This window comes from Cocleimonas sp. KMM 6892 (genome assembly GCF_035798195.1).
Taxonomy (GTDB): Bacteria; Pseudomonadota; Gammaproteobacteria; order Thiotrichales; family Thiotrichaceae; genus Cocleimonas; species Cocleimonas flava.
The window spans coordinates 67,396-84,799 of record NZ_JAPFBV010000008.1; the positions used below are offsets into that span (position 1 = coordinate 67,396).

Here is a 17,404-nt window from a genome sequence, read left to right on the forward strand (position 1 = left end):
TTATCCCAGGTGTGAGTATTTAAGTAATCGACGTATATCCTTGATCATTTTCTTTAAATCAGGATTTTCTTGCGGGTAATACATCATTAAATTACCAAATGGATCAATTAGATAAATAGGTTCTTGTTGTTGTTCTGGAAACTGTTTTAAGAATTCTGAATCAGGCATCGCTTCAGTTAACACTAAATCTGGATTGTCTTTTGACGAAATAGATTTTAAAACGTCATCGCTACTGACTAATACAGTTCGCACTCGACGCATTTGTTCATTCATCAACAAGCGTACTCTTTTAATCGTTCTCAAGCGAGCTTGGCAAAATTCTTCACACTTCCCGTTTTCGATATAAAGCATAGTCCATTTTTTGGTTATTACATCTTCTAAAACGGCAGGTGCACCCGCTTGCTTCAAATCTTCAACCTTAGTTGGTTGGGCAGGTTGGACTAAATTGCCGTAATTAACGCTGCCCTTCTCAAAGCCAAGTCGCTCAAGATTAAAAAACAAAAGTGTTCCAAGTAGAATTGGCGCTACAAATATAGTGACTAACCAGAGGAATGATTTTTTTCCTGAATCCATTTTATTTCCTGAGCAACATCTTAGTAAATATTCTAAGATTTAATAATTCGGTGAGTTATTGCCAACGTGGCGAGTAGAAGTAACGCGGCAAAAAGCGTATGTAACGTGGCTACAGCGATAGGAAGACCTAACATCACATTCATGATTCCTAAACTGACTTGAGAGAACAAAACAACCAATAATAATTTCGCTAGTTTTGAAAATGTTCCGCCAACACTAAGAAGACGAATTCCTAATAACAGCATATAACTAAAAACAACCAAGGCACCCATACGATGCGTGTAATGTATGGCTGTTCTTGCCGGGCTTTCTAATACCCCAAACTCATAATCAACACCTGACTCATGCGTGAGTTCAAAACCCTTAACAAAATCCATATCAGGCCACCACGAATTAAAGCAAGAAGGAAATTGGGTACCACAAGCAAGAGCGGCATAGTTGGTACTTGTCCAGCCACCTAAAAATATCTGGATAATCACTAACAACAACCCAAACAAGGCTGCAATCTTAAGTAATGATGATTTGTGGATAACTGGAGACGAATCTGAGTTATTCGAATGAAGAGTAGTTGACCTGTTATTCAACCATAACCACCATAAAAGTGACAGGGTTGTAAAACCACCTAACAGATGAGCTGTAACAATTAAAGGACTTAGCAATAAAGTCACTGTCCACATGCCTAACAATGCTTGAAAGATCACCGTTGCTAATAACAATAACGGTAGCCCCACGGACTGTTTTAAAACATTTTTTCCTCTGATCGTCATGAAAAGAATAAATAACACGACAAAACCCAAAGTACCCGCAACGTATCGATGAATCATTTCATTCCAGGCTTTATGTTTTTCTAGCGGCCTTTGATATTCATGAGTAGATATATTTTCTGGAACGCTCAATTGCCCATAACATCCGGGCCAATCTGGGCAACCCAATCCGGAATCTGTTAAACGCGTATAAGCGCCAAGAACTATTACAATGAGTGTTAGCAAAACCGCAAAACCTAAAACTTTTGAATAACTCTTTGGATTAATCATCAAATATCTACTGTCTCAATCTTGAAATATGTCTGATAGTAACACTCTAAAAAAATTTGGATAATAAATTCTAAAAATTCATCATCGATATATTTGATGCGCATATCAATTTATTTATGGATCGCTTTGATAGATTAAATATTCAGCATCTAACTATTTAATCATACAAATAATGAATATTAGCATACCTATAAAACACTAAATTACAATCACTTACAGAGTAGTGTGTACCTATAAATATAAATATACGATCCTGACTAGCAATAATTTTTACTTAACTGTAGACTTGGCCAAAAATATTTAGTGTTTTTTGATATTTATCAATGAACTTTTAAGAATATTAGTAACTTCTTATATTTTCACCACATCTAAATAGAAGAAGTTAAGCATTTTCATTACCTTGCAATGAAAATACTTACTTATCAGAGGAGGCTGTATGCCAAGTAAGAGTTCTGTCAGCGATTTTTCGTACCTAAATCAACTTTCGACAATCGTTACTTCATATATAAGAAAAATAAAAAATCTATCTAACTTTTATCTATTACCCCTATTTTTTGCTCCTCAGCTTGCCTTCGCTGAATTCGGTATGAATCTTCCGGAGGGAGTGACTTCGGTTAGTAGGAATATCTACGGCCTTCACATGACGATATTCTGGGTATGTGTTGGCATCGCAATCCTGGTATTTGGTGTCATGATCTACTCAATGATCTTTCATCGTAAATCTAAAGGCGCGGTTGCCGCCAACTTCCATGAAAGTACCTCGGTTGAATTAGCCTGGACTTTAATACCTCTCGCTATTCTTATTGCTGTAGCAGTTCCTGCCACCCGGGTATTGATCGATCTGGAAAACACCGATGCTGCAGACATGACCGTAAAAATAACCGGCTATCAATGGAAATGGCAATACGAATACATTGATCAGGGTGTTAGCTTTTTCAGTAATTTGACCGAAGAACAAAAGAAAGCAACAAGTGACAAAGCGTCAAGAGAAGGCATGGAGAATTATTTGCTAGAAGTTGATAACCATCTCGTATTACCCGTTGGCAAACGTATCCGTTTTCTTATGACATCAAATGATGTTATTCATTCATGGTGGGTAAGAGACCTTGGTGTAAAACAGGATGCTAATCCAGGCTTCATCAATGATGCATGGGCAAAAATTGATGTACCAGGAATTTATAGAGGCCAGTGTGCTGAGCTTTGTGGTAAAGACCACGGCTTCATGCCTATCGTAGTAGAAGCCAAATCAGAAGCAGATTATCAAACATGGTTAGGTGAACAGAAAGAAAAGCAAAAAGCTCTTGCTGCCGCTTCTGGTAAAGTATGGTCAAAAGAAGACTTAATGGCGCAAGGCCAAAAAGTATACAGCTCGACTTGTGCCAGCTGTCACGGTGTAACAGGTGGCGGTATTCCGGGAGTATTCCCTGCAATGACCGGAAGCCCAATAACAACGGGCGATATAAATGCTCACATTGATATTGTGTTAAACGGTAAAGCAGGTACAGCAATGCAAGCCTTTGGAAAACAATTGAGTGATAGCGACCTGGCAGCTGTAATCACCTATGAAAGAAATGCCTTAGGCAATAGTGTGGGTGACCTAGTGCAACCTTCAACAATTAAAGCTGCAAGATAGGAGATTCTATAATGTCTACAACAACGACCGACTTACAAGACGAGATCGATACATTAGAAGGATCTCATGACGACCATCACCATGGACCTGAAAAGGGTTTAATGCGCTGGGTTAAAACGACCAATCATAAAGACATAGGTACGCTTTATATCTGGTTTGCCTTCTCCATGCTGCTAATCGGCGGCGCTATGGCAATGGTGATCAGGGCTGAATTATTCATGCCCGGGATCCAACTGGTTGACCCGCAATTCTTTAATCAAATGACCACCTTACACGGTTTGATTATGGTATTCGGTGCGATTATGCCGGCTTTCGTAGGATTAGCAAACTGGCAGATTCCACTGATGATTGGCGCCAAGGATATGGCACTCCCAAGAATGAATAACTGGAGTTTCTGGATTCTACCTTTCGCAGGCATGATGCTGATTAGCACATTATTCATGGAAGGTGGCGGACCCGCATTTGGCTGGACATTCTACGCACCGCTATCGACGACTTTTGCTCCAGACAGTACTGACTTCTTTATCTTTGCCGTTCACATGCTTGGTTTCTCATCAATCATGGGTGCAATCAATGTAATCGCAACCATCATGAATATGCGTGCACCAGACATGAAATACATGGACATGCCTTTATTCGTATGGACATGGTTAATCACAGCATTCTTATTGATCGCAGCAATGCCAGTTCTTGCAGGCGCGGTCACCATGATGCTGACAGACCGCAACTTCGGCACCAGTTTCTTTGATGCTGCAGGTGGTGGCGACCCGGTGATGTTCCAGCACATATTCTGGTTCTTTGGTCATCCTGAAGTTTATATCATGATTCTTCCTGCATTTGGTGTTGTCTCCCAAATCATACCGACCTTCGCCCGAAAACCGTTGTTTGGTTATAGCTCGATGGTTTATGCAACCGCTTCAATCGCTTTACTTTCGTTTGTCGTTTGGGCGCATCACATGTTCTTAACGGGTATGCCTATCGCAGGCCAGCTTTACTTCATGTATGCAACGATCATGATTTCTGTTCCCACAGGTGTAAAAGTCTTTAACTGGGTTACCACCATGTGGCGTGGCTCAATGACATTTGAAACACCGATGTTATGGGCTGTAGCTTTTGTAATACTCTTCACTATTGGCGGCTTCTCAGGATTGATGTTGGGTATCGCTCCAGCAGATATTCAATATCACGATACCTACTTCGTTGTAGCGCATTTCCACTATGTATTAGTGACAGGCGCCCTATTCTCAATCATTGCGGCAGTGTTCTACTGGTTGCCAAAATGGTGTGGAAATATGTACAACGAAAGACTCGCCAAGATTCATTTCTGGTGGGCTGTTATTTCAGTTAACGTTTTATTCTTCCCACAACACTTCCTAGGTCTTGCAGGCATGCCACGTCGTATTCCTGATTACTCTCTGCAGTTTGCTGATTTCAATATGATTTCAAGTATTGGTGGTTTTGCCTTCGGAGCTTCTTTCATTCTTCTTACTTACATCATTGTTGACTGTATTCGCAACGGCAAGCCTGTAAAAGAAGATAGAGTCTGGGATAGCGCTAAAGGTCTTGAGTGGACGGTTGCTACACCAGCTCCTTACCACACCTTCGATAACCCACCTTCAAAGAAAGTTATTCTTGAAGAATCAAGCCACATTGGTGAGCACTAATCATGACATCTTCAAATAAATACAGTGGTCTAACGGAAGAGCAACTCCTCGCAAAACAACGCGCAGGAGCAAGAATCACCGCGACAATAGTGGGTGTCATAGCTCTTGCCATATTTATCTTCACTCTTTATATGCAAGGCAGATAGGACTTTATAGAAATAATATGGGCCAACAAAAACAAACAATCAGTAAAGCGTTTTGGGTCAAACTTTTCTTTGTCCCATTAGGCATGTTTGGTTTTGCTTTTGCCTTGGTGCCTTTATACGACACATTTTGCGACATTACGGGCTTGAATGGTCGGACTAGTAGTTCCAGCTATGAAGGGCAACCTATATCAGTGGATGAAAGCAGAACAATTACGGTTGATTTTCTAGCCGCTACAGCTCCAGGTTTCCCGGTTAAATTTTACCCAATGACGACCACCATGAAGGTAGTTCCCGGAAAACTTTATACCATTAATTATTACGCAGAAAATAGATCTAATGACGTCATTATTGGGCAGGCAGTTCCTAGTGTAGCACCCGGTGAAGCAGCATCCCATCTTAAAAAACTAGAATGTTTTTGTTTCAACAATCAAAAATTTGAACCCAAACAACCTATTGAAATGCCCGTCAGATTTTTTGTTGATAGTGAGATCGGAAAGGATATTTATAACATCACTTTATCTTATAATTTTATAAAAGTTAAAGATGCGGCCACCGAAGGTGTGGCTGGACTCTAACAGGAGGAGATTAATAGCATGCAATCTAGAGAAGAGTATTACGTTCCGAGTGGAAGCTACTGGCCGATTGTAGGGTCAATAGGTATGTTCGCGTTATTAGGAGGATTTGCTGGCTCTTTGCATGGCAGCATGGCAGGCACAGTAGGCATGATACTGGGCTTTGGCATCATTATTTTCATGGTATTTGGCTGGATGGGCCAAGTGGTTCATGAAAGTGAAACAGGTGATTACAACTTACAAGTTGATAAGTCTTTTAGAATGGGAATGGCCTGGTTTATTTTCTCAGAAGTCATGTTCTTCGCCGCATTTTTTGGCGCCCTATTTTATGCTCGCCAACTATCCGTACCATGGCTGGGTGGTGAAGGGAATAATGCCTTTACCAATCAATTTCTCTGGCCTGAATTCAAATCTGTATGGCCTTTAATTCAAATGCCAGATGCATCAAATTTTTCTGTGCCCAAAGGCATCATTGATGCATGGCATCTTCCTGCATTAAATACCATAACATTATTAACAAGCGGCGCTACCTTAACCTGGGCACATTGGGCACTGATGAATAAAAACCGTAATCAGTTAATTGGCGGTTTAATAGCAACCATCGTACTGGGTGTTATTTTCCTGGGATTGCAAGTTTCTGAGTACATGGAAGCTTATCAGCATCTAGACTTAAAATTAACTTCTGGTATTTATGGAAGTACTTTCTTCATGTTGACAGGGTTTCATGGGTTCCATGTAACATTGGGTGTACTGATGCTGATTGTCATATTGATGCGATGCATCCGCGGTCATTTTAATAATGAACGTCATTTCGGGTTTGAAGCAGTCGCCTGGTACTGGCATTTCGTTGACGTTGTATGGCTTGGTTTGTTCGTCGTTGTTTACTGGTTATAAGTTGTAAACAAAAAATACAACATAATCATTTAAGATTTTTTTAAGAATATAGTGAGAGCTGAACCAAACTAATGAAGTACCTAATTCTTGTTTTCTTTATCTTCATTTTTTACAGCCTCGGCTCTGCATTATATTACATGATGAAAGATGGCGATGGTTCAAAGCGTATGGTTAAAGCATTGACCATGCGTGTTGGAATATCCATTGCCCTCTTCATATTTTTACTTTTTGCTTTTTGGATGGGATGGATAAAACCAACAGGTGTTGCATAGAAGATGGCTGGTTTGCAAGTTCGAGTATCACACTATGTTTTTACTCCAAAATTAGTACCAACACTTGTCACACTCGTTCTTTTTCCAGTTCTAATTTCACTGGGTCTTTGGCAGTTAGATAGAGCCGATGAGAAAAGAGAGATTGATAACGGTATTCAATTAGCCATAGCTAAAACACCACTTAAATTAAATGAAACAACACTAGGAACCAAAGAGTCTGAACAAAAGCTTCTTAAAGAAGTGTATAGACCGGCAACCGTAAAAGGCAAATACGACAATAACAATCAGTTTTTATTAGATAACAGAACACATCTGGGTAAACCTGGATACCACGTTTTAACGCCTTTTTTGTTTGAGAACACATCAGATTCAAACAACAAAAGTCCAGCTTACGCAGTTTTAATAAATCGCGGATGGATAACGTATAACGGCACAAGAGACAACATACCAAGTATTGTGATAGAGAATAACACTCGCGAAATACTAGGACAGATTAAACAAGTATCAGAAGCAATTGTATTAAACGATGATGATAAAAATGCAGTACAAAAGAGTAATAACCCTAAACTGATTCAGTCGATTCAGATATCTGAACTAAACAAGGAGTTAGATTACCCATTACTGCCCATTATTATCGAGTTAAACAAACAAGAAAAAGATGGTTTTATTAGAGAATGGCAACCCTACTACGGCAGTATCGATAAGCATAATGCCTATGCCATACAATGGTTTGCGATGGCAGCAATACTATTGTTTTTATTTATTAGATTAAATACTAAAAAAACTGAATGACATATTTTTTAAAGGAGAAGACCTATGTCGGGTTCACACGAAAAATTACCTAAGCTATTTTGGGTGCAGATTGTTCTGGTAGTCATAGTAGGCGTCTTATATCTACTTGCACCAGAAGCAACTAAACATGTCGCTGAAGCAAGTTCAGAAGTTAAGCCTGTCGTTAAAAAGGCTCAACAAACACTTGCCCCCATTGGTAATGTAGAAGCTAAAGCTGATGAAGTTGCTGGCTCCGCTGTGGCTCGTTCAGGAGAATCAATCTACAAAGAAACTTGTGGCACCTGTCACAATACAGGTATTGCCAATGCACCCAAGATTGACGATAAAGCGGCATGGGAAACACGCATGACTAATGGCGTCGATGGCTTGGTTAAAACAGCTATTGCAGGTAAAGGTGCTATGCCGGCTAAAGGTGGCAACCCTGCAATTACTGATGAAGAAGTAAAAGAAACAATTATTTACATGCTCAAATCTGCAGGTATAGAAGCTGATACCGAAGCAAAAGAAGAAACCGCAGCAACGTCAGCAGAAGATACAGACACAGCTACAGATACGGAAGCAACAACTGCACCTGTTGCGGCAGCCGCAACTACAATGGCTAAAGAACCTGAAACTCCGACTGCACCAACAGCGCCGGCTGCACCAGAACCTACAACAGCACCGGTGGTAACCACGGAAGCGCCTGAAGCCCCAACAGTGGCAGAAACTGAAGCGCCTACAACACCTGAGCAAGAAGTCACTAAAAAGGAAGCACCTAAAGCCCCAGAGCCTATGGCAGTTGCGCAAACTGAAGAGGCGCCAAAAACTGATTTAGCCAAAGGTGAAAAAGTCTACAATAGTTCCTGTTTTGCCTGTCACGCATCTGGTGTTGCGGGCTCACCTAAACTTGGGGATGTCGCTGCATGGGAACCACGATTGGCGGCTGGCAGTGAGGCAATGTACGCATCGGCAATTAACGGAAAAGGTGTAATGCCACCCAAAGGTGGAAACCTGGGACTTTCTGATGAAGATGTAAAAGCAGCTGTTGATTATATGTCAGCTAACTCTCAGTAATCTTTCTCTAAAATAAAAAAATCCCCAGACAAACATGTGTTGTCTGGGGATTTTTTATGGATAACGTTTCTGTAGTAGTAATTTAGTCTCTGCTTAAACTCTATCTCTTCCGCCTTTGTTACCACCCGGAAACGAAGAAACATTCCCCGTATTACCCGGATCTTTAATTTTACACATGCCCTGCTCTTTAACTTCGTCTATACGAATAACGGCATGCATTGGAATAAAACTTCTCTTTACTGAATTAAACTCAGCTTTTAACTTTTCTTCAGAAGGATCAATAACCAACTCACTCTGACTACCAAAGACAATTTCTTCAATCGTAAGAAACCCATAAAGATCTGATTCATAGACTTGTTTCGCAAACAACTCGTAAACCTTATCTTGGTTATAGTAGGATATTTTAAATAATCTTGATTCTTCCATGGTGCAGTTACTTTATAGCAAATCGTTAAGGATCGCCTTTGTATCAGAAAACACCCTGCAATGCACTCTTAAAAAAGCCCTGTAAGTGGGGGGGTGTATTTTAGTGTTTGTACTAAGGTAGGTATACTCGGTGTATTGATTCTTAAGTTAACAATATTCTGCTGAATTCTGTATTTCTTAATTGAATAATTAGGGGACTTAATATCGTTCTTTAAGAGTACCGTTCAGAAGAAATTCCATGATTTTTGAGTAAACATGGAACTATTGATAAGCATTCGAATCATATTAATAATCAACTGAGGCGACTAAAACGAAAGTCGTATCTTGTGACTTGATTACATAGCTGGGGAGCTATCTTTCTATTGGGCATCTAGAACTATAAAAACAGATAAAATCACGATAAAGAAACAACGTAAACAATATGTTATATCAATCAATAATCTAACTATAGATAAAACCTTATCGTTAGATTTATCAGCATAGTTGCTATTACAGCGTTTATAAAACGATTTGTAATCATGTTATTAACAATTTTTTTATGACATTGCCCTTAAAGAATAATCAGACAAAGACTTTAAATCAGTCCTCAGAAAGAATATTTAGAAAAGAGTATAAAAATAAATGGGCAAACTAAATTTCGACGAAGCACGTCATCTCGCTGCACGCACCGGGATAGGAGCAGAGTGGGAAACTATTCAGCGTTTTCAAAACCTGACACGACAACAAGCCATAGAATTTCTTTTAAATAATCGCAATATGCGAACACCACCGCCGCCTGGTATGAGCCCATGGCCCAAGATGGTGAGTTTACGCGGCAATATGCGCCGTAGAAAAATGATCAAACGTATTTCGCGTGTAGAAGGCAAATCACTGCAAGATTGGTGGGTTAAGCATTTAACAGAGACACCGTCGCCCTTTTTAGAGCGCATGACTTTGTTCTGGCACAACCACTTTCCATCTTCTATCAAAAAAACCACTCAACCAAGTATGCTCTACCAGCAAAATTTAATGCTGCGCAAACATGCTTTCGGAAACTTTGGTCAGATGCTCCACAATATCGCTAAAGATCCCGCGATGTTGTTATACCTTGATGGTTACGAAAACATCAAAGAGGAGCCGAATGAGAACTTTGCACGAGAGTTGCTAGAATTATTCACCATCGGCATCGGTCATTATTCAGAAAACGATATGCGTGAAGCTGCGCGAGCGTTTACAGGTTGGAGTATCGATGACAGAAATGGGCGTTTTATCAATAATGCTGCAGATCATGATACTGGGGTAAAAACCTTTCTGGGCAAACGCGGTAATTTCAAGGGCGATGACATTGTCAATATTCTGCTGCAACACCCAAGAACCGCAGAAACTATCGCAGAAAAAATGTGGAAAGAGTTTATCAACATCTCGCGTCCCGATGCTCGATTCACTAGACAATGGGCGCAGACATTTCGTGCCTCTAATTACGACATCGCCACCCTGCTTCGCGCTGTACTAACAAGCGAGCCATTCTGGGATAGAAGAAATCGTGGTGGCTTAATTAAGTCTCCCATTGAACTGACTATCGGCACCTTGCGCACACTCCCGTATTCACTAGGCCGCGGCCGAATGGATCTCGCACATAACTTAAGCATTATGGGACAAGCGGTGTTCGAACACCCTAGTGTCAAAGGCTGGGAAGGCGGTACAGACTGGATTAGTACACAATCGATTTTGCGTAGAAATTCAATGATGACCAATCTCGCTCGTGGCAACTTAAATGAAAAGAAAAACCGCGGAGGGATTGCACAAAAAATGCCAGATATTCCACCGCAAGTATTACGTGAATGGTTGCTCGCTATCGAGCCTTTACAAGCCATGCCGACACAACCCGGCAAACAACGTTTAGCACGCGCTTTTGTACTCGACCCTGCTTATCAGGTTACCTAGGCAACATAGATTAAGTAGATTTAAAAAATGACGTACAAACGAAATACATAAGCCCCCCCCCCTACTTACAGGCCTTTTTTCAGCGAAGAAATTAAGACTGATAAAAGTAGGTAAAATAATAAATAAACAGAGAATAATATGGATCGCAGAGATTTTTTAAAATATGCAGGATTAGTGTCAGCATCTGCATCAGTACCGTTAATAACACCTGAACTAGCGTTTGGTGCAACCGCTATCGGACAAAACAGAATTGTCGTACTGGTCGAACTTGAAGGCGGCAACGACGGTTTTAATACACTGGTGCCTTATACGGATGAACTATATTACAAATATCGACCAAGAATTGCGATCAAACAACGACAAGTGCTAACGCTGGATAAAGCCATGGGACTTCACCCACGAATGAAAGCACTGATGCCGACATGGAATGCGGGCGAAATGGCATGGGTACAAGGTGTCGGTTATCCAAACCCTGTGTTATCACATTTTAGATCAATGGATATCTGGGATTCAGCGTCGAATGCCAATCAAGTGATTGAAGCTGGCTGGCTATCTCGCGTCTTACCCAATTACAAAAAAGGACTACACGGTGTCGCACTGAATAAGGGACAGGCAAAATTAGGCCCATTGCATGGTAGCCAGTTAACCAGTGTCACCATGCAAAACCCTAAAACATTTTTAAACCAGATTAAACGCATTCAGGATGTTAGGCCAAGTAATCAAACACCGGCGATTGCACACGTTAGCCAAACACAGCACCAACTCTTTGGCGTGGGTGAACAGTTAGCGACTAAAATGGGAAATCACCCAAAACGTACTGGCGTGAGCTTTTCCAAAGGCGTCTTCGGCCACAGCCTGGAATCGGTTGCAGAGATGATTATCAGCGGCGTTGATTCTCCCGTCTACAAAGTCACACAAGATGGATTTGATACACATTCAGGTCAACGCGGCGCTCAAGACAACGCCTTATACCAAGTAGCGAATGGTCTGGCATCATTTAGACAGGCAATGGTTAAAGCAGGAATCTGGGACAATGTACTGGTCGTCACCTATTCGGAATTTGGCCGACGCGCCAAAGAAAACCGCGGCGGTGGTACGGATCATGGCACCGCTTCTGCACAAATGATTTTAGGTGGAAAAGTGCGTGGTGGAATTTATGGCACTCACCCTAACATGGCGCAATTAGATGCCAATGGGAATGTCAGACATACCGCAGATTTCAGAGCCATCTACGGCACCTTAGCGCAGCGCTGGTGGAATCAACCCAACCCATGGAAAGGTGCTCCGCTGATTCCTTTTGTATAATGAGCGTGCTTAATCAGAGTGTTTAATTAGCGAGTTTAATGAGTGTACTGAATGAAAAAACTAAGCCGTACTAGACACTGTTTTTGATGAGTAACTCGTTTTTACCAGTTGATGTGCTTGTTCGTTAAGGGTTAATTGGTTCACACATCCTGTAAAACCAAATGCAGCAACGACGTCAAATCCGCGTTGTTGCATCGCCATATCCAGAATATCTTCTGCGGATAGACTAAAGCGACCTGCTCTTTCGATCAATTTGAATGCTATCTTGTTTGAGTTTTCTGGTTTATCTAAAGGCTCTGTATTTCCTGAAGACTCAATTTTTTCTGAGCGGTCACAATCAACCACATCTAATCCATCGAAAGCACGATAAATCACTTCGGTACAGACGAGCTGATCAGAACGGAAAAAATCAAAGTCAAAGTTATAGCCTTTGCCTTCATGACGACTGACTCGTTGTAAGGCTCTAGCCATTCCCGCTTTATCCAGTCTTGGTCTCAATACAACAAATTCATCAACCTGCAAGGTTTCGGTTAAAGGTCGAAATAACACACCATCTTTTTTCGCTTCCAGAGTACGAATTTCACCAACCCAGCGTTTAGCAATATGATCATCCAGTGTTATTCCTAACTGTTGGCGTTCGGCTTCTGTACCTATATACAATGCAGCATGTGGCCAGTAACCCGGTAAAAACAAATTACTCGCGACAAAATCATGCCGTGTAATAATCACATCTCCGGGCTTTAATACCGACAGAGCTTGTTGCAGAATTTCGGCGGTAACGCGTTTGTTTTCACTGTCGCCAATATCAGCGATTACCCGCCCTGCTTTCTCTAAAATGAAAAACGTTGAGAGCTGTTTGCTTACAGCAAAGCGTCTGGTGATAGCATGGAGTAAATACTTCATCCTCAATTTAATAAACGCACGTTGACTTGGATGTAGATTGGTTTCTAATTCAGCCAGATTTTTGATCACAGAACCGATCAACTGATCTGATACAAGACGCTCAATATAGTCTCGATTTGAATCCACAAAATTCATCATGTATTGCATTTTTATGGCATTGTCGGCATCGCTCAATGACTGATAAATATTGGTAAATACTTTACTGCTAATTCTATTTTGCGGTGAGCCTTCATTGATTTTTCGCTGCACCAATTTATGCTTAGCCAATACATTTACGAGTAACCGTGCCATCCCTACAACCTGACAGGAAGAGGCATATCCTAATAAGAAATAACGCCAGTCATCCTGCGTTTTAACATTGTAGGTATCATCCGAAAAGTGCGATGACATCTCGTTGATAAGCTCCCAAAAGCCATTACGAATGGTGAGATAACGCGAGACTAAAGACCATAAACTATCATCCTCTTCAGGCAAAAAATACCCACGAGCGATTGCAGTATCAATAGTGATTTGTTCTGGTTGCTGAGTTTTAAACTCAATTAACGCCTCACTTAAAGAATCGTAAGCGCGTAAAGAATTGATAAAAGGATGATCTGGCATAAGATTAATGCTAAACCTTAAATGCTTTTATGACTATAAATAATAGATAGAACGCTACTTGATAATTCTTTAGCCACCCCCCTACTTATAGGCGTTTTTTTTCACAGGGGTAATTTGTCACTAATGTGTGATAAACAAGGTCTCGTGCTAATGGCGGTTCTTTTAGCTGCTTCCTGGTGGCAAGTTCAGTTACGATTTTTGTTACCACTTGATTCAGTTTAACGGGATCATTCAAACAAAAATCTGCAACATAAGTGGAACCGTATAATCTCAATTTACCCAGTCTGGTGCGTGCCGCCCTTTCTGAAAAAGTTTCTTTCTCTTTGCCGGTAACGATATTTGAAACAACTCGCTCGTCGGTAGCAACCGCGCCATCAATAAAGCCCTGTATATACCGTATACAAAAAACCGCATCAACACCCTCTGGATCTTTTTCATAATGCGAACAGTGAGCAGCAAGTTCTTCAGTCGTTAATGATTCGACGGCCGAAACAGTAGTCGAAGAAAGTAACAAGGAAAGCAGTAAAGACAATGACGAAACACCTAATAAACTTTGTTTCATTGTAAAACTCCCATATTCGATTTGATCATGTAACACGTACAATCAATGTAACTGAAAATCCGTATTAGATACGACACTTTCTTGATATTTAATTCTATTTAAAACAACAATTAATATTTTTTTTCTGTTCCACTATGAATCTATTCATTAGTGGGTGCAATTACGAGTATAACCATATAATCTAGACCTTAACTTGATAAATATTCGTTGCTATACAACAAATATCAATCACGTTTGATATTTTGTGGTGATACTAATTTTACATGAGTGAAAAATTCTTTTTTTCCCTCTGCCAGTTTTAACACCATGATTAAATTTGCTAGGATTAAGCATCTTTTTTATCTGAATTTTTATAGAAATTTGATAAAAAAACGGTGAAGTTTTATAGAACGCATCATTTTTTATTGAAAACTGGTTATAAAATTTATAATTACTTAGAATCAGTAAAGCAAACATGAGAATCCATTGCTATATTTAGATGGATTCTTATGAAAAAGATGACCAATTAGATAGTTTATAAAAGCTGCAAAAAACATAACAAAACAATAATAAGAAAAAAAAGAAATTAATATATTAGAAATTGCTGGAGACATTTAAAGACAATGCCATACCGTTATCTATTGATTATCGGACTCACTATTTTTTGGTTACTGCTATCCGGGTACTGGACTAACCCACTGATTCTAGCACTCGGTGCTGCCTCCGTGGCACTCGCTACATGGATGGCCATGCGTATTGAAAAAAAATACGCGTTTAAAGATAAAGGTGTTGCCATGCTTCTGCGACAGCACACATTCTGGCCGTGGATATTCACAGAAATCATCAAATCAAACATCTCTGTTTTGAAATGCATCTGGATGCCAAAAACCTATCCAATTTCCCCCATTATTCGTCAACTTAAAATGCAACCACAATCACGCATTGCCAGAACGCTGTACGCGAATTCAATAACACTTACCCCGGGCACTGTGTCTGTCGAGGTAAGAGATCAGGAAGTACTGGTCTACGCCTTATTAGAAGAAGCGATGGAAGATTTAGAAGGCGGTGAAATGGGTAAACGCGTACATAAATTAGAAGGTGATAATTAATGTTTGCAGTAACCTGTCTTGCAATTTTAGTAGTCATGGGAATCGCACTTGCACGTGCTTTCATCGGACCTACAATTTACGATCGCATTTTAGCTGTCAATATGTTCGGTACAAAAACGGTATTATTTATCGCGGTTTATGGCTTCCTCACCGAACGACCAGAATTCCTGGATATTGCTCTTATTTATGCGTTGATCAACTTTGTCGGCGTCATTGTCGTACTCAAGTTTGTTGAACGTTACCCACCATCATCTGCCCACAGCGACGAGTAAACTACTATGGCTTTTATCATTGATGCCCTGAGTTGGGCTTGTCTTATTTTGGGTAGCTTTCTAGGAATTAGTGGCGCTATCGGTATTTTCAGCTTTAAAGAATTCTACAGTCGAGTTCAGGCTGCCAGTGTTACAGACACTTTATGCGTTTTCTTTATTATGCTGGGCTTGATCTTACAAGCAGGCTTTACGCTTATTTCTGTAAAACTCATTTTGGCTGTTTTCTTACTCTGGTTAACAGGACCATTAGCAACACATGCGCTGGTTCGTTCGGCTTACCTCACCGGTTTAAAACCCAAGCTATCAATCACTCGCAAAGAAGCGGCAAAGCGAGGCCAGTCATGAGCAATATTAATCTACTGATTGATGTCGTTTTACTGGCGATGCTGGTCTTAACCACAATAGCAATCGTTCGAATAGAAAGCTTATTTGCTATCGTGATGCTCACGGGCGTTTTCTCCTTACTTGCAGCGAATATCTTTATCATTTTAGATGCTGTTGATGTGGCTTTTACCGAAGCCGCAGTAGGTGCTGGTATTTCAACCGTATTAATGCTGGCAACTATCGGAATCACAGGATACGAACAAAAACGAAGGCGGAAAATAAGCTGGGTGGCGCCACTGATAGTGGTTACAATAACCGGTGCTGTACTGGTGTACGGCACATTGGATATGCCTGCTTTTACTGATCCCGAAGCACCTATTCATACTCATGTTGCACCACGTTATATAAACGAATCACCCACCGAAGTTGGCATTCCTAATATGGTTACTTCAGTACTCGCAAGCTATCGTGGCTATGACACCATGGGCGAGGTGATTGTTGTCTTTGCGGCTTTGATTGGGGTGTTATCACTGATCGGTATTCGCGAGCATAAAGGTGATCCGAAGCATCTCGAACCGCCGGCACGTCCTGTTTTACAGGTCATGTCCAAATTTATGATTCCTTTTATTATCTTGTTTGCCCTGTACGTGCAATTCCATGGAGATTTTGGTCCTGGAGGTGGCTTCCAGGCAGGCGTCATCTTTGCCGTTGCAATCATTCTTTATGCATTGACGTTTAGCCAACAAGACGCCATGGATCTGGCCCCTCCTCGCATACTCAAACGCTTAGCCTCACTCGGTGTACTCATATATGGCGGAACTGGTTTGGTCTCGATGCTAAAAGGCGGCAATTTCCTTGATTACAATGTACTCGCACACGACCCTGTACACGGTCAGCACTACGGTATTCTTGTGATCGAATTTGGCGTCGGCCTGACAGTGGCTTGTGTAATGATGCTGATATTTTTTGCCTTTATTAGTCGAGGAGACAGAAACCCATGATGAGTTTAGATCTTTATAACTACTGGGTGGTTATTTTCCTCATGATGGCTGGCTTTTATATGTTAATCGCCAGCAATCATTTAATCAGAAAAATTATTGGTTTAAATATCTTTCAGACATCTGTCTTCATGCTTTATATATCACTCGGCAAAGTTGCAGGTGGTACCGCACCGATTGCGGCAGAAGGTATTGATACGTATTCCAATCCACTTCCGCACGTTTTGATTCTGACAGCTATTGTTGTCGGTATTTCAACAACATCTCTGGCATTAGCCTTAGTTATTCGGATAAAAGAGTCCTATGACACTGTTCAGGAAGATGAAATTCTCGAACTCGATAGTATTGCAGATGAGGAAGGATCGTAAGT

At 40.7% G+C, this 17,404-nt stretch carries 20 protein-coding genes; 15 read left to right on the forward strand and 5 right to left on the reverse strand.

The annotated features are described in order from the left end of the window. Both OO007_RS18500 and OO007_RS18505 read right to left on the reverse strand, forming a co-directional pair. The gene (locus OO007_RS18500; RefSeq protein ID WP_131906242.1) at positions 1 to 573 is read right to left on the reverse strand and encodes a hypothetical protein; all 573 of its coding nucleotides are present in this window, start codon (positions 571 to 573) and stop codon (positions 1 to 3) included. A gap of 32 nt (positions 574 to 605) precedes the next feature. Beyond that, positions 606 to 1,607 carry a COX15/CtaA family protein gene (locus OO007_RS18505; RefSeq protein ID WP_325809925.1) on the reverse strand — a complete coding sequence of 334 codons (1,002 nt, stop codon included), beginning with the start codon at positions 1,605 to 1,607 and terminating at the stop codon, positions 606 to 608. Between the two features lie 436 nt (positions 1,608 to 2,043). Between OO007_RS18505 and coxB the strand changes: the two genes are divergently transcribed. The 8 genes from coxB (at position 2,044) to OO007_RS18545 (ending at position 8,633) form a co-directional block, all read left to right on the forward strand. Next, entirely contained in the window at positions 2,044 to 3,240 is a 1,197-nt protein-coding gene (gene coxB, locus OO007_RS18510; protein WP_325809926.1) for a cytochrome c oxidase subunit II, read from the forward strand. Positions 3,241 to 3,251: 11 nt separating this feature from the next. After that, entirely contained in the window at positions 3,252 to 4,904 is a 1,653-nt protein-coding gene (gene ctaD, locus OO007_RS18515) for a cytochrome c oxidase subunit I (RefSeq protein ID WP_325809927.1), read from the forward strand. Between the two features lie 2 nt (positions 4,905 to 4,906). Beyond that, on the forward strand, positions 4,907 to 5,050 hold the full coding sequence (locus OO007_RS18520; RefSeq protein WP_165874701.1) for a hypothetical protein: 144 nt from the start codon (positions 4,907 to 4,909) through the stop codon (positions 5,048 to 5,050). 17 nt (positions 5,051 to 5,067) lie between these two features. Continuing rightward, positions 5,068 to 5,625, forward strand: coding sequence for a cytochrome c oxidase assembly protein (locus OO007_RS18525; RefSeq protein ID WP_131906246.1), 558 nt, complete (start codon positions 5,068 to 5,070; stop codon positions 5,623 to 5,625). 18 nt (positions 5,626 to 5,643) lie between these two features. Beyond that, positions 5,644 to 6,516: a cytochrome c oxidase subunit 3 gene (locus OO007_RS18530; protein ID WP_131906247.1), complete on the forward strand. Its 873-nt coding sequence runs from the start codon at positions 5,644 to 5,646 to the stop codon at positions 6,514 to 6,516. A 71-nt stretch (positions 6,517 to 6,587) separates the two neighbouring features. After that, positions 6,588 to 6,788, forward strand: coding sequence for a twin transmembrane helix small protein (locus OO007_RS18535; RefSeq protein WP_131906248.1), 201 nt, complete (start codon positions 6,588 to 6,590; stop codon positions 6,786 to 6,788). A gap of 3 nt (positions 6,789 to 6,791) precedes the next feature. Next, positions 6,792 to 7,580 (forward strand): SURF1 family protein, encoded by a 789-nt coding sequence (locus OO007_RS18540; protein WP_325809928.1) that lies wholly within the window; start codon positions 6,792 to 6,794, stop codon positions 7,578 to 7,580. Between the two features lie 24 nt (positions 7,581 to 7,604). Further along, positions 7,605 to 8,633 (forward strand): c-type cytochrome, encoded by a 1,029-nt coding sequence (locus tag OO007_RS18545; RefSeq protein ID WP_325809929.1) that lies wholly within the window; start codon positions 7,605 to 7,607, stop codon positions 8,631 to 8,633. 93 nt (positions 8,634 to 8,726) lie between these two features. Here the strand turns inward: OO007_RS18545 and OO007_RS18550 are convergent, their stop codons facing one another. Further along, positions 8,727 to 9,059 carry a DUF1820 family protein gene (locus OO007_RS18550; RefSeq protein WP_131906251.1) on the reverse strand — a complete coding sequence of 111 codons (333 nt, stop codon included), beginning with the start codon at positions 9,057 to 9,059 and terminating at the stop codon, positions 8,727 to 8,729. A 621-nt stretch (positions 9,060 to 9,680) separates the two neighbouring features. Between OO007_RS18550 and OO007_RS18555 the strand changes: the two genes are divergently transcribed. Beyond that, positions 9,681 to 10,982 (forward strand): DUF1800 domain-containing protein, encoded by a 1,302-nt coding sequence (locus tag OO007_RS18555; protein WP_131906252.1) that lies wholly within the window; start codon positions 9,681 to 9,683, stop codon positions 10,980 to 10,982. Between the two features lie 138 nt (positions 10,983 to 11,120). Then, positions 11,121 to 12,287 carry a DUF1501 domain-containing protein gene (locus OO007_RS18560; protein WP_131906253.1) on the forward strand — a complete coding sequence of 389 codons (1,167 nt, stop codon included), beginning with the start codon at positions 11,121 to 11,123 and terminating at the stop codon, positions 12,285 to 12,287. 60 nt (positions 12,288 to 12,347) lie between these two features. Here OO007_RS18560 and OO007_RS18565 read toward each other — a convergent pair whose 3' ends face one another. Further along, positions 12,348 to 13,790: a YiiX/YebB-like N1pC/P60 family cysteine hydrolase gene (locus OO007_RS18565; protein ID WP_325809930.1), complete on the reverse strand. Its 1,443-nt coding sequence runs from the start codon at positions 13,788 to 13,790 to the stop codon at positions 12,348 to 12,350. Between the two features lie 85 nt (positions 13,791 to 13,875). Then, complete coding sequence (locus OO007_RS18570) at positions 13,876 to 14,352, reverse strand: Rap1a/Tai family immunity protein (RefSeq protein ID WP_325809931.1); 477 nt, start codon at positions 14,350 to 14,352, stop codon at positions 13,876 to 13,878. 602 nt (positions 14,353 to 14,954) lie between these two features. On the opposite strand from OO007_RS18570, the gene OO007_RS18575 reads away from it, so the two are divergent. Genes OO007_RS18575 through OO007_RS18595 form a run of 5 tightly spaced genes read left to right on the forward strand, consistent with a single transcriptional unit; the run spans position 14,955 to position 17,402 of the window. Beyond that, positions 14,955 to 15,440, forward strand: a complete 486-nt coding sequence (locus tag OO007_RS18575) for a Na+/H+ antiporter subunit E (protein ID WP_131906256.1) — start codon at positions 14,955 to 14,957, stop codon at positions 15,438 to 15,440. Then, the gene (locus OO007_RS18580; RefSeq protein ID WP_131906257.1) at positions 15,440 to 15,712 is read left to right on the forward strand and encodes a monovalent cation/H+ antiporter complex subunit F; all 273 of its coding nucleotides are present in this window, start codon (positions 15,440 to 15,442) and stop codon (positions 15,710 to 15,712) included. The genes OO007_RS18575 and OO007_RS18580 overlap by 1 nt, the downstream gene beginning before the upstream one ends. Before the next feature lie 6 nt (positions 15,713 to 15,718). Beyond that, positions 15,719 to 16,057, forward strand: coding sequence for a monovalent cation/H(+) antiporter subunit G (gene mnhG, locus OO007_RS18585; RefSeq protein ID WP_165874702.1), 339 nt, complete (start codon positions 15,719 to 15,721; stop codon positions 16,055 to 16,057). Further along, positions 16,054 to 17,037, forward strand: a complete 984-nt coding sequence (locus OO007_RS18590) for a DUF4040 domain-containing protein (RefSeq protein ID WP_325809932.1) — start codon at positions 16,054 to 16,056, stop codon at positions 17,035 to 17,037. Before mnhG ends, OO007_RS18590 begins: the two co-directional genes overlap by 4 nt. Further along, on the forward strand, positions 17,034 to 17,402 hold the full coding sequence (locus OO007_RS18595; RefSeq protein WP_207907077.1) for a cation:proton antiporter subunit C: 369 nt from the start codon (positions 17,034 to 17,036) through the stop codon (positions 17,400 to 17,402). The genes OO007_RS18590 and OO007_RS18595 overlap by 4 nt, the downstream gene beginning before the upstream one ends. Positions 17,403 to 17,404: the final 2 nt, after the last annotated feature.

Bases quoted from the DNA above. Each gene is read 5' to 3' on its own strand.
- OO007_RS18505 (WP_325809925.1), bottom strand. From the start codon at position 1,607: ATGATTAATCCAAAGAGTTATTCAAAAGTTTTAGGTTTTGCGGTTTTG.
- OO007_RS18595 (WP_207907077.1), top strand. From the start codon at position 17,034: ATGATGAGTTTAGATCTTTATAACTACTGGGTGGTTATTTTCCTCATG.
- OO007_RS18590 (WP_325809932.1), top strand. From the start codon at position 16,054: ATGAGCAATATTAATCTACTGATTGATGTCGTTTTACTGGCGATGCTG.
- mnhG (WP_165874702.1), top strand. From the start codon at position 15,719: ATGGCTTTTATCATTGATGCCCTGAGTTGGGCTTGTCTTATTTTGGGT.
- OO007_RS18575 (WP_131906256.1), top strand. From the start codon at position 14,955: ATGCCATACCGTTATCTATTGATTATCGGACTCACTATTTTTTGGTTA.
- OO007_RS18525 (WP_131906246.1), top strand. From the start codon at position 5,068: ATGGGCCAACAAAAACAAACAATCAGTAAAGCGTTTTGGGTCAAACTT.
- OO007_RS18565 (WP_325809930.1), bottom strand. From the start codon at position 13,790: ATGCCAGATCATCCTTTTATCAATTCTTTACGCGCTTACGATTCTTTA.
- OO007_RS18545 (WP_325809929.1), top strand. From the start codon at position 7,605: ATGTCGGGTTCACACGAAAAATTACCTAAGCTATTTTGGGTGCAGATT.
- OO007_RS18555 (WP_131906252.1), top strand. From the start codon at position 9,681: ATGGGCAAACTAAATTTCGACGAAGCACGTCATCTCGCTGCACGCACC.
- ctaD (WP_325809927.1), top strand. From the start codon at position 3,252: ATGTCTACAACAACGACCGACTTACAAGACGAGATCGATACATTAGAA.
- OO007_RS18580 (WP_131906257.1), top strand. From the start codon at position 15,440: ATGTTTGCAGTAACCTGTCTTGCAATTTTAGTAGTCATGGGAATCGCA.
- OO007_RS18550 (WP_131906251.1), bottom strand. From the start codon at position 9,059: ATGGAAGAATCAAGATTATTTAAAATATCCTACTATAACCAAGATAAG.
- OO007_RS18500 (WP_131906242.1), bottom strand. From the start codon at position 573: ATGGATTCAGGAAAAAAATCATTCCTCTGGTTAGTCACTATATTTGTA.
- OO007_RS18530 (WP_131906247.1), top strand. From the start codon at position 5,644: ATGCAATCTAGAGAAGAGTATTACGTTCCGAGTGGAAGCTACTGGCCG.
- OO007_RS18560 (WP_131906253.1), top strand. From the start codon at position 11,121: ATGGATCGCAGAGATTTTTTAAAATATGCAGGATTAGTGTCAGCATCT.
- OO007_RS18535 (WP_131906248.1), top strand. From the start codon at position 6,588: ATGAAGTACCTAATTCTTGTTTTCTTTATCTTCATTTTTTACAGCCTC.
- OO007_RS18570 (WP_325809931.1), bottom strand. From the start codon at position 14,352: ATGAAACAAAGTTTATTAGGTGTTTCGTCATTGTCTTTACTGCTTTCC.
- OO007_RS18520 (WP_165874701.1), top strand. From the start codon at position 4,907: ATGACATCTTCAAATAAATACAGTGGTCTAACGGAAGAGCAACTCCTC.
- coxB (WP_325809926.1), top strand. From the start codon at position 2,044: ATGCCAAGTAAGAGTTCTGTCAGCGATTTTTCGTACCTAAATCAACTT.
- OO007_RS18540 (WP_325809928.1), top strand. From the start codon at position 6,792: ATGGCTGGTTTGCAAGTTCGAGTATCACACTATGTTTTTACTCCAAAA.